Origin of the sequence: Winogradskya humida (genome assembly GCF_016862215.1) — a bacterium.
Classification (GTDB): domain Bacteria; phylum Actinomycetota; class Actinomycetes; order Mycobacteriales; family Micromonosporaceae; genus Actinoplanes; species Actinoplanes humidus.
In genome coordinates this window covers 156,061-168,326 of sequence record NZ_BOMN01000113.1, presented here as the reverse complement: position 1 = coordinate 168,326, position 12,266 = coordinate 156,061, and the positions used below count along the sequence as shown (strand labels likewise).

General features: G+C 67.7%; 17 protein-coding genes and 1 pseudogene. 7 read left to right on the top strand and 11 right to left on the bottom strand.

The features are described 5' to 3' along the window. Positions 1-2 precede the first annotated feature (2 nt). Entirely contained in the window at positions 3-488 is a 486-nt protein-coding gene (locus tag Ahu01nite_RS39775) for a hypothetical protein (protein ID WP_203841917.1), read from the top strand. Between the two features lie 27 nt (positions 489-515). On the opposite strand, the gene Ahu01nite_RS39770 is transcribed toward Ahu01nite_RS39775, so the two are convergent. The 3 genes from Ahu01nite_RS39770 to Ahu01nite_RS39760 form a co-directional block, all read right to left on the bottom strand. Next, positions 516-1,166 carry an MSMEG_1061 family FMN-dependent PPOX-type flavoprotein gene (locus Ahu01nite_RS39770; protein WP_203841916.1) on the bottom strand — a complete coding sequence of 217 codons (651 nt, stop codon included), beginning with the start codon at positions 1,164-1,166 and terminating at the stop codon, positions 516-518. Next, the gene (locus Ahu01nite_RS39765) at positions 1,163-1,693 is read right to left on the bottom strand and encodes a GNAT family N-acetyltransferase (protein WP_275411818.1); all 531 of its coding nucleotides are present in this window, start codon (positions 1,691-1,693) and stop codon (positions 1,163-1,165) included. The genes Ahu01nite_RS39770 and Ahu01nite_RS39765 overlap by 4 nt, the downstream gene beginning before the upstream one ends. Positions 1,694-1,761: 68 nt before the next feature. Beyond that, entirely contained in the window at positions 1,762-2,718 is a 957-nt protein-coding gene (locus Ahu01nite_RS39760) for a helix-turn-helix domain-containing protein (protein WP_203841914.1), read from the bottom strand. A 158-nt stretch (positions 2,719-2,876) separates the two neighbouring features. Between Ahu01nite_RS39760 and Ahu01nite_RS39755 the strand changes: the two genes are divergently transcribed. Then, the gene (locus tag Ahu01nite_RS39755) at positions 2,877-3,371 is read left to right on the top strand and encodes a hypothetical protein (protein WP_203841913.1); all 495 of its coding nucleotides are present in this window, start codon (positions 2,877-2,879) and stop codon (positions 3,369-3,371) included. A 69-nt stretch (positions 3,372-3,440) separates the two neighbouring features. Here the strand turns inward: Ahu01nite_RS39755 and Ahu01nite_RS39750 are convergent, their stop codons facing one another. Then, positions 3,441-3,599 carry a hypothetical protein gene (locus Ahu01nite_RS39750; RefSeq protein ID WP_203841912.1) on the bottom strand — a complete coding sequence of 53 codons (159 nt, stop codon included), beginning with the start codon at positions 3,597-3,599 and terminating at the stop codon, positions 3,441-3,443. A gap of 79 nt (positions 3,600-3,678) precedes the next feature. After that, positions 3,679-4,560, bottom strand: a complete 882-nt coding sequence (locus Ahu01nite_RS39745) for an SDR family oxidoreductase (protein WP_203841911.1) — start codon at positions 4,558-4,560, stop codon at positions 3,679-3,681. A gap of 84 nt (positions 4,561-4,644) precedes the next feature. Here Ahu01nite_RS39745 and Ahu01nite_RS39740 point away from each other — a divergent pair, with 84 nt between their 5' ends. Together Ahu01nite_RS39740 and Ahu01nite_RS39735 are read left to right on the top strand one after the other, a co-directional pair. After that, positions 4,645-5,223 carry a TetR/AcrR family transcriptional regulator gene (locus tag Ahu01nite_RS39740; protein ID WP_203841910.1) on the top strand — a complete coding sequence of 193 codons (579 nt, stop codon included), beginning with the start codon at positions 4,645-4,647 and terminating at the stop codon, positions 5,221-5,223. 39 nt (positions 5,224-5,262) lie between these two features. Continuing rightward, positions 5,263-6,714 (top strand): carboxylesterase/lipase family protein, encoded by a 1,452-nt coding sequence (locus Ahu01nite_RS39735; protein ID WP_203841909.1) that lies wholly within the window; start codon positions 5,263-5,265, stop codon positions 6,712-6,714. Positions 6,715-6,795: 81 nt separating this feature from the next. Here the strand turns inward: Ahu01nite_RS39735 and Ahu01nite_RS39730 are convergent. The 3 genes and pseudogenes from Ahu01nite_RS39730 to Ahu01nite_RS39720 all read right to left on the bottom strand — a co-directional run bounded on the left by Ahu01nite_RS39730 (position 6,796) and on the right by Ahu01nite_RS39720 (position 8,946). Further along, positions 6,796-7,521: pseudogene (locus Ahu01nite_RS39730) on the bottom strand (IS6 family transposase). Between the two features lie 287 nt (positions 7,522-7,808). Beyond that, positions 7,809-8,606 (bottom strand): phosphotransferase, encoded by a 798-nt coding sequence (locus tag Ahu01nite_RS39725; protein WP_203841908.1) that lies wholly within the window; start codon positions 8,604-8,606, stop codon positions 7,809-7,811. Between the two features lie 16 nt (positions 8,607-8,622). Continuing rightward, positions 8,623-8,946: a glycine-rich domain-containing protein gene (locus tag Ahu01nite_RS39720; protein WP_239159502.1), complete on the bottom strand. Its 324-nt coding sequence runs from the start codon at positions 8,944-8,946 to the stop codon at positions 8,623-8,625. On the opposite strand from Ahu01nite_RS39720, the gene Ahu01nite_RS50890 reads away from it, so the two are divergent. Further along, entirely contained in the window at positions 8,932-9,129 is a 198-nt protein-coding gene (locus Ahu01nite_RS50890; protein ID WP_239159501.1) for a hypothetical protein, read from the top strand. The two genes, Ahu01nite_RS39720 and Ahu01nite_RS50890, sit on opposite strands and share 15 nt — an antisense overlap. 40 nt (positions 9,130-9,169) lie before the next feature. Here the strand turns inward: Ahu01nite_RS50890 and Ahu01nite_RS39715 are convergent, their stop codons facing one another. Together Ahu01nite_RS39715 and Ahu01nite_RS39710 are read right to left on the bottom strand one after the other, a co-directional pair. After that, positions 9,170-9,571 carry a nuclear transport factor 2 family protein gene (locus tag Ahu01nite_RS39715; RefSeq protein ID WP_203841907.1) on the bottom strand — a complete coding sequence of 134 codons (402 nt, stop codon included), beginning with the start codon at positions 9,569-9,571 and terminating at the stop codon, positions 9,170-9,172. Beyond that, positions 9,568-10,671, bottom strand: coding sequence for an NADP-dependent oxidoreductase (locus Ahu01nite_RS39710; protein WP_239159500.1), 1,104 nt, complete (start codon positions 10,669-10,671; stop codon positions 9,568-9,570). Before Ahu01nite_RS39710 ends, Ahu01nite_RS39715 begins: the two co-directional genes overlap by 4 nt. Before the next feature lie 16 nt (positions 10,672-10,687). Here Ahu01nite_RS39710 and Ahu01nite_RS39705 point away from each other — a divergent pair, with 16 nt between their 5' ends. Next, positions 10,688-11,563 (top strand): LysR family transcriptional regulator, encoded by an 876-nt coding sequence (locus Ahu01nite_RS39705; RefSeq protein ID WP_203841906.1) that lies wholly within the window; start codon positions 10,688-10,690, stop codon positions 11,561-11,563. Continuing rightward, the gene (locus Ahu01nite_RS39700) at positions 11,560-11,721 is read left to right on the top strand and encodes a hypothetical protein (protein ID WP_203841905.1); all 162 of its coding nucleotides are present in this window, start codon (positions 11,560-11,562) and stop codon (positions 11,719-11,721) included. Before Ahu01nite_RS39705 ends, Ahu01nite_RS39700 begins: the two co-directional genes overlap by 4 nt. A gap of 119 nt (positions 11,722-11,840) precedes the next feature. Here Ahu01nite_RS39700 and Ahu01nite_RS39695 read toward each other — a convergent pair whose 3' ends face one another. Beyond that, positions 11,841-12,200, bottom strand: coding sequence for a hypothetical protein (locus Ahu01nite_RS39695; protein WP_203841904.1), 360 nt, complete (start codon positions 12,198-12,200; stop codon positions 11,841-11,843). Positions 12,201-12,266: the final 66 nt, after the last annotated feature.

Genomic DNA, 12,266 nt, shown 5'->3' with positions numbered 1-12,266 from the left:
CGATGTCTGATGTGAATGATGATCGGCGGCCGCCGCGACTGGTCCGGCTGAGTTCAATGTTGTACGCGGCGGCCGCACTCACCGCCGTCACGATGACCGTCGCGACGTTGATCGTCCGGCACGAGCTCGGCCGGTCCGCCGATGACTACCTCTACACGATGACGACCGCCGGCCAGGGTTCGGCTCACCTGCCGATCTGGCTGAGCACCGGCTACTACGTCGACCTGGTCCTCACCGTTTCGCTGGCGGTTGTCGCCGCGGCTATCGCCCTGCTGGTCCGGCGCCCGTCCTACGGGATGCAGATGACGGGCCGCTGGGCGGTGGGCGTCATCCCGCTGGCCGTGCTCTGGATCCTGATCTCCAGCCCTGAGCTGCGCTGGGCGGCCCCGGACCCGTCCGAAGGCTTCCTCGCCGACGACTTCTACCGACCGGAAAGCAACCAGCCGGACGACCCCCGCTGGGCGAACTTCCTCCAGGAACGCCTCTGACCATCCCGGCGAATCTCGGTCGCGCCCCTACTCGTAGCGGTACTTCAGCGCGTCCGCTTCCGTTTTTTCGATGTCGGTGATCGTCAGATCCGGCATCCGCAACTGCGCGAGCGTCACCTCGGCCGATGTCGGCTGGGCGTCCGCGGGCAGCCATTGCTCCGGTTTCCAGACGCCGCCGCGCAGGAACGCCTTGGGGCAGTGCGGATAGACCTCGTCGATCCCCACCACCAGCGCACTGGCCGGCGGCTTACCCACGGCGGTCAGCTGCGTCAGCAGCTCGGGGCGGGTGGAGACGCAGGCCCGCCCGTTGAGTCTGAGCGTCGTGGTGCGCCCCGGGATGACGAAGATCAGCCCGGCCCGCCCGGTGGCGACGACGTTCTGCAGGCTGTCCAGCCGCTTGTTGCCGGTCGCGTCCGGGATCGCGACCGTCCGAGAGTCCAGGACGGCGACAAACCCAGCGGGCCCACCGCGCGGGGAAACGTCACAATTGCCCTCAGCGTCCACACTGGCAACCAGAACCAGCGACGCACATGCGATCAACCGCCGCGTTTCCTCGGTGAGCTCGGTCATCTGCTTGCGCACGGCGGCGTCGCTGGGGAGGGCGTACACCTCGCGCAGCGCCTCCTGGTCCGGCACGGCGTCGAGGCTCAGTGAGTCGAACACGCTGACTGGCGTCATTCTCCCGACATTAATGGACCGGGCGAGCGTTGACCGACCCATTGCTCGGCATCCCAGGCATGGAACCGCTCCACTTCGACGAACCTCAGCTTCGCCGCGAGCCGCATCGAGGCAACGTTGGCGCTCTGCGTAATCAGCACCACGGGTTCCCCGGGTAAGGCCTCGCCGACCCAGTCGAGAGCTGCCGCGCAGGCCTCGGCGGCGTACCCGAATCCCCAGGCCCGCGGCAGAAACAGATATCCGATGTCGACCTTTCCGGCAATGGCCGGACGACGGTCCTCCGGTGCTCTCCTGATAAGAATCTGCCCGATCATCGCCCCGTCGAGCTCAACAACAAAACTCCCGGCCCACCGCTCAGGAACCTCCGGCAACTCGCGCTGCTGCGGCCCGCCGAGATAGGTGTGCACCTCCTCCGACGCCAGCAGCTCGACGAACACCGGACGGTCCCGGCTCTCGGACTCCCGGAGCACGAGCCTCGCGGTCCGGACCGGCTGAGGCGGCCAGGCGACGGGTCCAAGCTCTTTCATGCCGGCCACCTAACCAGCAAACTCCACAGTCATCAATGCTCACGACTCGTCGCGAGTACCGCAAGGGTTCAGAACGGGCGGTGCCAGCCCGTGCAGAACGACTTCGCGCGACTGGTCGACGGGCGATCGGCGGGAGGAACTTGACCGCAGGCGCGAAACCATCGGTCACGTCCGGTCCCGTCAGTCAGAAGAACCGCGGGGCTACGTGTTCCCGCGGTGATCGGCTGCGGCCCGCACTGGCGCCACTGCCACGTCGCCCCGATCTCCGGCGACCGGATGTAGGTCCAGTCGAGCCACAACCGATCAAGGTCGGAGCTCGACGTCGCGAATTCGGCCCAGGCAACCCACCCATGCGGCCGAAAGTCGGCGAAATGCAGTTCGATAAGTCGATCGGGGTGCGCCGCACCGGACGGCCCGGGTTCGTCCGCCCATGCCGAGGTCGGGTACTGCTCGGCCGGGGGTGGACTGAAGTTCTCGGCGCACCGGGCTGCGGTTCTCAGCGGTGTCAGATCATTCGCACCGTTCGGTGGCCTTTGGCCGGCACCCCGCGTCGGACTCAGCGCACCATCACCGCCGACGAGCAGCAACGTACCTGCCACGACACCGGCAGTCACAGCAGCCAGCATCCTGTGTTTCCGCGGTGGCCGGACCACCGGCGGGGATTCGCTGTCGATTCTGCCTGAGGTTACTTCGGGCTCTGACATGGAAGTACGCGTCGGCGATTTCCTCCGCCGGGCAGCCAGCAGCGCCGTATGTTCGTCGACCCATCGCTCAGGTTCGTCAACACCGCAGGCGATCACCCACGCCCGAACGTATCCGGTCTTGCTGGGAAGGTCGCCGTTGACCCAGTTGCTCACCGCCGCAGGGCTGAACCCGAGCACCCGATCGTAGGGCGCTGCGCGGGCGATCTTGTATGAGAGCTGAGACAACTGTGCATAGGTCAGGTTGTTCGACACGCGCAGGTTTTCCAGCCTTTCCACGAAGTCCTGAGCTTTGTCCCGCCCGGACGGTGTGGTCGTGGCCACCTCAGACTCGCCTCATCCATACATTCTCGGCTCCGCTGTGCGGACGGTAGTGGCGTTCACCCCCGTCCAAAGGCCTTCAGCCTCGTTCAGAAACCTGGATTTCAGCAGCTCAACCCACTGATGGTGGCTTCACAGCCCACCTGATGAAGGAGCCAAAAATGGCACGCTGGAAACTCATCACCGCAGCAGCAGGGACGGCGACGGCAGCATCGGCACTGGCGGTTGTGATCGCACTGTTCCTCGCCACCGACACTCCGACGCCGGCGGGGCCGCCGGCAGCAACGCCGCCCGCGCAGCCTGTCCGGATGCCCCAAGCCGGCTACTTCGGTCTCACCGCCCGAGGCGGGCTGTGCGACACAGGATTCCAAGGGAGCCAAAATATTGCCACCCTTTGCGCTCGGACATTTGATGGGCTGGCAAACAACGGCTTCAAGGTTGATTCCGGCATGGAGATCGTGAGGCTCTATCACGATCTCGGCCAGCAAGGTGCCTTCGTCTGCATCGGACGCGGCGAAACAAAGACCGAGGCCGAAGATCCCGACCTCATCTACAACAACGACGGAGCAGGCCCCGGCGAACAGGACAGTGGATACGGCGAACCCGTGTGGCGCAACGCCGGCTCCTTCGAATGGGCGTCGAACTGCGCAAAATGATCTGGCGTTCGGTTCTACGGATGCTGAGCGAGCGCCGACGCGCCTGCTCAGCATCCGTGGGTATCTGATTTACAGCGCCAGGCAGGTGCCGTCGGGTAGTCGGCCGCCGAAATAGCCGGTCTGTGTGTCCGCCTGCAGGATGCGGATCAGGCACGCCTTCCCGGCGCCGATCGCGATCAGAAGGCTTCCGATCGGCGCCGTGTCGCCGGCGTGGGCGGGACGGGCCACTACCTCGTCGAACCCCGCAGCGGTCAGGGCTTCATGCGCCTGTCCTGCGGTCGGTTCGACGATTGATCACCGGCAGAGATTACGGCTGGATGTTCTCCAGGTCTTCGAGGAGGCTCGGGTGCGTGGGCTCCCAGCCGAGGGTCTTGCGGGTGTATTCGCTCGACGACGGCTGGTCGGCGGCGAAGATCGGGCCGAGGGGGCCGAAGTTCTCCGTCGGCACCGGCTCGACCGGCAGACCCAGCCGCCGCCCGATCACCGCGGCGATGTCACGCACCGCGTCGCCCTCGTCGGCCACCGCGTGCCATGCGGTGCCCGCCGGGGCGTTCTCCAGGGCGAGCCGGAACAGCACCGCGGCGTCGAGCGCGTGCACAGCGGGCCAGCGCTGCGTACCGTCGCCCGGGTAGCCGGACACCCCGCTCTGGCGGGCGATCTGGGTGAGCAGCCCGCCGAATCCGCCCTCGCCGTTGTTGTGAACCGTGCGTGGCATGCGGATGGCGGTGGTCCGGACGCCCCGCGAGGCCAGTTCCAATGCTGCGTTGACCGTACGGCCGCGACCGCCGACCGGGCCTTCGAGGGGGAGCTGGTCGGTTTCGGTGGAGAGCCGGCCCGCGACCCACGGCGTGCCGGAAACGATCGCGAACGGCCTGTCGCTGCCGATGAGTTCCTCGCCGATGCCCATGATCGCGGCGGTTTCCTCGGCGACCGAGTTGGCAACCGCTTCGGCGCTGCTGAAGTCGTTGCCGAAGGCGAGGTGGATCACGCCGTCGGCCTGGGCGGCGCCGGAGCGGATGACGTCGAGGTCGGCGAGACCGCCGCGCAGGGTCTTGGCGCCAGCCTGCTCAGCGGCCCGGGTGGAGGCGTCGGAGCGGGTGAGCGCGAGGACGCTGTGACCGTTGCCGAGCAGCTCGGCGACGACGGCGGAGCCGATCAGGCCGGTGCCGCCGGTGATGAAGACGTGCATGGATACTCCCGAGAAGTGATGGGACTCTTATCCCATGACACTACCAGGTGATGGGACACGTGTCCCGTCACCTATGATGGGAGCATGGCTCGATGGGAACCCGGCGCACGTGAGCGACTCGTCATGGCCGCCGTCGACCTGTTCACCGAGCAGGGCTACGACGCCACGACGGTCGCGCAGATCGCCGAGCGCGCCGGCGTCACCCGCAGCACGTTCTTCCGGCACTTCCCCGACAAGCGCGAGCTGCTCGTGGCCGGGCAGGAAGCCCTGAGCCTGCTGCTGGCCGAGGGCATCGCCGAAGCCCCCGACGGCGCGACCCCGCTCGAGGCGGTGGCGGCTGGACTCGTACGCGTGTCAGGAGCCATGGGCCCCCTGAACCGTGACCTGGGCCCCCGCATCAAGGCCGCGGTCGCCGCCAGCACTGAGCTGCAGGAACGCGACGCCCTCAAGACCGTCAGCCTCGCCGCCGCCATGACAGACGCCCTGGTCGCCCGGGGTGTGCCCGGCCCGACCGCCGCGCTGGCGGGGGAGATGGGCGTCCTCGCCTTCAAGCGCGGCTACGCCCAGTGGTCCGAGGTCGACAAGTCCGCCGAGGGCACGCTCGCCCCGCACACCTTGGCCGCCCTGGAAGAGCTGCGGGCGGCGAGCGCCTCCCTGGGATAATTGCTGGCGGCGGTGCCGGTTCCGGACGAGGATCCGGCTATGCCGCCACAGGTTCGGGTACGCAACGGGGCGCTAAGCGGGAGCTGGGAGTCGGACGTCGCGGTCTTCCGCGGGATTCCGTACGCAGCTCCGCCGGTCGGCGCACATCGGTTCGGCGCGCCGCAGCCCGCGGACGACTGGGACGGCGTACGCCCAGCGGTGGCATTCGGGCCACCGGTTCCGCAGAGCGACGCGTTCGGCCGGGGAGCGCCCCCAGCGACCGGCGACGACTGGCTGACCGTCAACGTCTGGTCGCCCACCCCCGATCCCGCGGCGCGGCTGCCGGTGCTGGTGTGGATCTACGGCGGCGGTTACACGGTCGGCATGGCGAGCTGGCCGGAGTACGACGGCGGCCACCTCGCCCGCGACGGCAACGTAGTCCTGGTGACCTTCAACTACCGCCTCGGGCTGGAGGGCTTCGGCGCTCTGGCCGGCGTTCCCGCCAATCGTGGGCTGCTAGACCAGGTCGCCGCCCTGGAATGGGTGCGCGACAACGTCACCGCGTTCGGCGGGGACCCCGACCGGGTAACGATCTTCGGCGAGTCCGCGGGCGGCGGGTCGGTCGCCGCACTGCTCACCATGCCCCGCGCGGCCGGTCTGTTCCGCGGGGCCGTCGCGCAGAGCGTGCCGGGCGCTTTCTTCACCCCGGCGCTCGCCACCGCCGTTGCCACCGCTTGCGCGGCCGAGATCGGGCTCGAACCCACGGTCGCGGACCTCGCCGATGTGGACCCGGCTCTGCTGGCGCGTACGGCTGACCCGGTCACGGCCGGCCCGCCGGCGTACGAGTCGATGCTGTTCGCCCCGGTGGTCGACGGCGACGTCCTGCCGGCGACTCCCTGGCAGGCACTGGCCGCCGGCGCCGCGCGCGACGTCGTCCTGCTGGCCGGGCACACCCGCCACGAACAGCGGTTGTTCAGCCTGATCAACGGCGTACTCGGCCGGGTGACGCCGGAGCAGGCCGCCGCCGCCCTCGACACGCTCGCGCCCGAGGGTGCCCGGCGCTACCGCGACGCCTTCCCGGACGCCGGCGCCGAAGAGCTCTACGAGCTCGTCCACTCCGACTGGCTATTCCGCATGCCCACGGTCCACCTCGCCGACGCGCACACCGGTCGCACCTATCTCTACGAGCTGACCTGGCCGGCACCCGGGATGGGCGGCGTCCTCGGTGCCTGCCACGGCCTCGACGTCCCACTCGTCTTCGGCAACCTCACCAGCGGCGGCCCCGCCGCCCTGCTCGGCGACGAGCCCGGCCCGGACGCGGCCGACCTGTCCGCGCGGATGCGGGCCGCGTGGACCCGCTTCGCCACCGCGGGCGACCCGGGCTGGCCCGCCTACGATCCCGGCTCACAGCTCACCCGGATCTTCGACGTCCCGGGCGACGTCGCCCCCTACCCCGAGCAGCACTCGCGTCAGATCTGGCAGCACCACCTCTTCGCACCACTGGGCCAGTGAGCGGTCCGCAAGCCGCTGACCTTTGACTCTGTATGACCTGCGCCGGCGTTGGCGTGGTTGTGGTCAGTTGGCGCTGTTGCCTTATCGCTCGGGAGACGCGTTCGGTCTGGCCGGGCGGCGTGGTGAGATCGCCGTGGCGAGTTCAGTGAACGCGGTAGCCAGGCGTTGCCGGGATGCCGTGTCGGCGGCGATCTCGTAGTGTCCCCGGCGCAGGTTCTGGACGAAGGCGTGTCCGGCGATGACGGTCTGGGCGGTGCGGTCGGTCCGTAGTCCACGCATCGGCCGAAGCCGGTGTTTGAGCCGGCTGTCATCTGCCTCGACAGGATTGTTCGCATACTGCTCGACGTGATGCCAGGAGGCCGGGACCAAGTCGGCGAGTACAACGGGGTAGACCGCTGCGGCGTCGGTCACCACCCCTACCGGCACCGTCCTCAACGCCTTAAGGGCGCGGGTGAAGAACTTTCGGGTCGCGGCGAGCAGATACCAGCACGTCGATGACTTGGCCGTGCTGGTCGATTGCCCGGTACACGTACCGCCATACCCCGGCGACCTTCGCGTACGTCTCATCGACGAACCAGCGGTCACCCGGCGAACGCCGTGCGAACCACGCCGCGTCGGCCAGCAACGGCGTGAACGCTGCACCCACCGGTAGACAGTGACGGGATCCACCTCCACGCCGCGTTCGGCGAGCAACTCCTCGACATCGCGGTACGACAGGCCGTCGCGCAGGTACCAGCGCACGGCCGCCACGATCACCTCGCTCGGGAACCGAAAGCCGGCGAACGCTGACGACGGAGGAGGCGACAGACGTGAACGGGCTGCAGACTTCACCGCTCATCTGTGCCTGAACGCGCAGCCGAACCCACGCCACAGCACCCGATCGCTCAACGCAACAGCGCCCGCGGATGTCATCGTGCGAGCCGAAGGCCGAGCCGATGCAGTACTGGATACCACGCAGGCGCACGCCATATGGAATGCGACCAACGGCGTGTGGAGCATGGCGCGCGATCTGCAGCGAGGAACACAGCTCAGACCCGGAGGAGATGGCCGAGTTCGGCTTCCTTCCGCAGCGGGTTTGGGATCGGCGGTGGAAGTTAGCTGGTCGGGGCGGAGTTGCTGAGCCGATGCCGATACGCCGCCCATTCAGACGTCCAGGTCGCGAGGTCATGCATCCAAGCCATGGTTGTTCCCGCCGACTTGGTGGCCCATTTCTCGGCGTTTTTTGTCGCGAAGTAGTCCAGGACCTCTGGATCGGTCAGCTGCCACGCCGATTGCCGCACAAGCCACTGTTCGGCCTGTCCCGGGGTATGGCCAGCACTGATCAGCCACGGCATGAGCATGGCGAGCTCAACCCATGGCGCAGCCTTAGCGGCCATGGCCCAGTCAACGATCCGCAGGCCGTTCGGGGTCACGATCAAGTTGGCCGGGCCGAGATCGGTGTGGACGAGCGTTTCGCCAGCCATCGCCGGGTGTTCGAACCCGAGCCGTGCCTTCGGACTGAACAACGACACATCGGGTGCCGGTGCCTGGCTGAGCACCGACAGCGCGTCACCGAGGAGCTCCAGATCGGGGCTTCCCGGGGATAGGTCGGCGTGCGGGCCTTCGCAGTGTTCGAAGCCCACCACCAGCCAGCCGGCAGCCTCGAAAGTCCATTCGATCGCGGGTGAGTGCGACCCGCTGACGGCCTCACTCACCCGCAGCTCGAAGCGCAGTGACCGGACCCCGAAATCGGTGTGGGCCGCCTTGACGAACACCTTCCCGCTCGTGCCGGTGACGGTTGCGGCTATCTCCGCGTGATCACCAGTCGTGGCGGGGGTGACGCGAAGTCCGCCGATGCGGTCGGCTACCTCTGTCGTGACGGCTTGGGGCAGCTCGGTCCAGTCAATGCGCATTGATCAGATAGTCCTTTCAGATCCCCGGGTTCGGCGGGCAGCAGGACTTCGCCTCGCCGTCCCAGAACTCGGGGTCGATGTAGTAGCCGGTCGCCGTGAGCGCCTGGCGGGTGTACTCCATCGAGGAGCCGTCCGCCATGCCCTCGGTCAGGATCGGCACGTGGTGCACGAATCCTCCTGCGATCTGTTGGCAGGCGGCGGCGTACGGCTCGGTGTGTTGCAGCGACACGTGCCAGGCCGTGTCGACCGGCTCGGTCGGGACGACACGGTACGAGCGGCCGTCGGGCAGCAGCCGGCCGAAGTCGGGGTCGTGCTGCGAGTCGGCGTGCGCCTTCAGCATGAGCAGCATCTGCCCGACGGCACGCCGGGCGTAGGTCTTCGTGACCTCCTGTACGGCGGCGAAGTGCAGGGCGAGCTTGTCGAAGGTTTCCGGGTCGACGAGGGTCTGGGGGTCTTTGCCGGCCTGAACCTCGCGGCGTTCGGCGCGCAGTCGCCGGAACTGGCGAGCCGCTACCGCTCCTGACAGGTGGGCGCGGCGCCATCAGCGTCAACCATGTCCTGGTTCACGGGATCCGCTCGAGGGGTTTGTCGAGAGCGAGGGTGAGCTCGGCGATCCGCCACACACCACCGGCCCGCCGCAGCCCCAACGTGTAGACGCCGGTCGAGATCACCTGGGTGTCCCTCGTCTGCAGCAATGTGGCATGGACCATCGCGCTGTCATCGTTCGCGGTCGTGACCACGACATTGCCCAGGTGATGCCGCACCCGCCCGGTCTGCGCCGCATGCCCGTCACGGACAAAACCCAGCACCGCAGGGCGCCCGGCAACCGGCCCGAGCACGCCCTGCCCGGGCGCCGTGAACGTCCACGTGGTGTCCTCGGTCAGCACGGCTTCCAGCCCCGGCACATCAAGCTCGTCCAGCGCATGCGCGTACTTCGCGACGACCTGCTGCAGTTCGACGATCATGACGCCACCGTCAGCACGATCTTGCCCTGAATATGGCCCTGCGCGGCTCGTTCATGCGCGCTACCGGCATCGGACAACGGATAGGTGCTGTCAATGCCGACCTGAAGTCCGCCCTCGTCGAACAACCGCGCGATCTCGGCGAGCTGAGGCCCATTCGAACGCACCTGAATATTCGAAACCGTGATGCCCAGCCGCGCGGTCTCCGCCGCGTCGTACTCCGCAAAAAACACCGGGAGCATAATGCCACCGCGCTTGAGCGTACGCAGAAAGAGCTGACTCTCCTGCCCGCCCACCGCATCGATCACCACGTCGACATCACTGACCACATCCGCAGCCCGCGTCGACGTGTAGTCGACGAACTCGTCAGCCCCGAGCTTGCGCAGAAACTGCTCGTGCCGCCCGGACGCCACCGCGATCACGCGCGCGCCCTTCCATTTCGCCAACTGCACCGCGAAATGCCCCACCCCACCGGCGGCCCCGTTCACCAGCACGGTCATCCCGTCGATAATGGGAACCGGCTGATGCACCTGCCCGGTAAACGGCGACGGCACATCATGACCGAGATCAACCAGATACTGCCAAGCGGTGAGTACGGCCATCGGGGCCCCCGCCGCCCGAACGTGATCGAGCCCGGTCGGCTTGAGCGCCAGATCCGAGGCCGGCGCGGCAACATACTCGGCGTACGTGCGACCGTCGAACCCGGGAAACCGCAGCATCCCGAAAACCGCGTCCCCCACGGCAAAATCCTGAACGTCCGGAGCAACCGCCTCAACGACGCCCGACATATCCGTACCGGGAGTCAGCGGGTAATCCAGCGGCGGCCGCATCTCAGGCGGCATGACCTTGAGACCCTCACGCAGATACCAGTCTGGCGGATTGATACCCACCGCGTGAACCCGGACAAGCACCTCACCCGCACCGATCTCAGGAACGAGCACGTCATCGTACTGAAGAACTTCCGGGCCGCCAGGCTCGTGGAACTGAATCGCCTTCATCACGCCTGCCGCTTTCTCGAGGAAACCTTTACCCCCCGAGTTAAAGCCCGCACCCGCACCGCCGTCCAAGACCTGTCCGGCAACCCAGGCATGCCAAAACAGCATGGCTACAGTGGGAGAGGTGAACGACCTCGGGCAGGACCTGGAACTGCGGCTCGTCCGCTACTTCACCGCCGTCGCAGAGCACCAGACCTTCGCCAAAGCCGCCGCCGAGCTCCACCTGGCCCAGCCCGCCCTCAGCCGCCAGATCCAGCGCCTCGAAAAACGCCTCGGAGCGCGCCTGCTCGACCGCATCCCCCAGGGCACCCGCCTCACCCCGGCCGGCAAAGCGTTCCTCCCGCAAGCCCAGGCACTGCTACAGGCAGCCCTTCAAGCCGAGCTGACCGTACGCGACCAGGCCGCCCTCGATCGCCTCACCATCGGATACGCCGAAGACCTCGTGATCACCCCCGCCGTCCGCGAACTCCGCCACCGCCACCCCGCCGCGGAAATCACCACCCGCCACCTGAGCTGCCGCGACGTAGGAGCCCTGTCCGACGGCCGCGTCGACGTCCTGGTCGCCAGATCCCCGCTGCCCCTCCCCGCCGCCGACATCCGCACCACGCTGCTCTACGAAGAGCCCCGCATGCTCGTGGTCCCCCTCGGCCACCCCCTGGCCGACCGGACCTCGGTAACTTCGGAGGAACTGGACGCCTTCCCCGAGGCCCCCTGCACGTACGAGATGCCCGGCTGGACCACCTACCGCCTCCTCGGCGCGGATGTCCCGATGGTCGAAAGCTACGAGGACAAACTCGAACTGGTCGCCGGCGGCCAGGCCATCGCCGTCCTCCCGGTCGGCGACCGCCGCACCACCCTGCGCCCCGACCTGGTCACCATCCCCCTCGAAAACGCCCCCACCAGCAAAGTCATCATCGTCAGCCGCAAAGACGACCCCAACCCGATGATCAAAGCCTTCCGCCAGACCGCCAAGTCCGTCCTCACCGAGCAGGCGGCGTGATCTCTTCCGCGTGGCATCGGCCGGTGCTCGCCGGTGTGATCGCCGTTCTCACCGTGACACTCCTGGCCGGATGCCCCTCCTCGGGCGGGGCAGAGCAGTCCTGCGCGTCACCTCCCCCGGGAAGCACCCCCACCTCCTGCAACGACAACAACCTCTGACGTGACAACGACGCCGCACCGGCCCACCAGCGGTTCGCCCGGCATCGCGCCGCCCGATTAAAGCCGTAACGCTGAGGGCGGCCGGAATCAAAACTTTGGCCAGTCCGCCAAGACTGTCCTCACCCCGCAGGCGGCCTGACCTCTTCCTCGTTCCTCGAGACGCAGGCGAGGATCCGATCACCCGCTTCGCTGAGGACCAGCATGAACTGAGCGGGTCCGCCGTTGCTCAGGCCTACCAATCCGACCGCGCCCCGCTCGGATTCGAGCGGGGCAAAGAACATGCCCCACCCCGCACGGGTGCTCTCCAGGTCGTACGCCTCATACCGGTCGCGCCAGACGTTGCGCAGCCGGCCGGCCGCCATCCAGCCAACGTCGATCCGGGATGGCTCCATGTGCTCGATGTAGCATCGCAAGCGTTCGACGGTGGTATCCGGCAGCGCTGTCGTCTTGCCGAGCTTCTTGTCGAGAAGGGCGAGCATCTGGCTCTTCTCCCACCGGCTGACTCCGCTTCTCACAAACCCATCCTCCACGGGCATACGGTTGCG

Bases quoted from the DNA above. Each gene is read 5' to 3' on its own strand.
- Ahu01nite_RS39755 (WP_203841913.1), top strand. From the start codon at position 2,877: ATGGCACGCTGGAAACTCATCACCGCAGCAGCAGGGACGGCGACGGCA.
- Ahu01nite_RS39715 (WP_203841907.1), bottom strand. From the start codon at position 9,571: ATGATCGTCGAACTGCAGCAGGTCGTCGCGAAGTACGCGCATGCGCTG.
- Ahu01nite_RS39740 (WP_203841910.1), top strand. From the start codon at position 4,645: ATGGCTCGATGGGAACCCGGCGCACGTGAGCGACTCGTCATGGCCGCC.
- Ahu01nite_RS39710 (WP_239159500.1), bottom strand. From the start codon at position 10,671: ATGCTGTTTTGGCATGCCTGGGTTGCCGGACAGGTCTTGGACGGCGGT.
- Ahu01nite_RS39725 (WP_203841908.1), bottom strand. From the start codon at position 8,606: ATGCGCATTGACTGGACCGAGCTGCCCCAAGCCGTCACGACAGAGGTA.
- Ahu01nite_RS39765 (WP_275411818.1), bottom strand. From the start codon at position 1,693: ATGAAAGAGCTTGGACCCGTCGCCTGGCCGCCTCAGCCGGTCCGGACC.
- Ahu01nite_RS39695 (WP_203841904.1), bottom strand. From the start codon at position 12,200: ATGCTCGCCCTTCTCGACAAGAAGCTCGGCAAGACGACAGCGCTGCCG.
- Ahu01nite_RS39735 (WP_203841909.1), top strand. From the start codon at position 5,263: ATGCCGCCACAGGTTCGGGTACGCAACGGGGCGCTAAGCGGGAGCTGG.
- Ahu01nite_RS39775 (WP_203841917.1), top strand. From the start codon at position 3: ATGTCTGATGTGAATGATGATCGGCGGCCGCCGCGACTGGTCCGGCTG.
- Ahu01nite_RS39720 (WP_239159502.1), bottom strand. From the start codon at position 8,946: ATGCTGAAGGCGCACGCCGACTCGCAGCACGACCCCGACTTCGGCCGG.
- Ahu01nite_RS39770 (WP_203841916.1), bottom strand. From the start codon at position 1,166: ATGACGCCAGTCAGCGTGTTCGACTCACTGAGCCTCGACGCCGTGCCG.
- Ahu01nite_RS39745 (WP_203841911.1), bottom strand. From the start codon at position 4,560: ATGCACGTCTTCATCACCGGCGGCACCGGCCTGATCGGCTCCGCCGTC.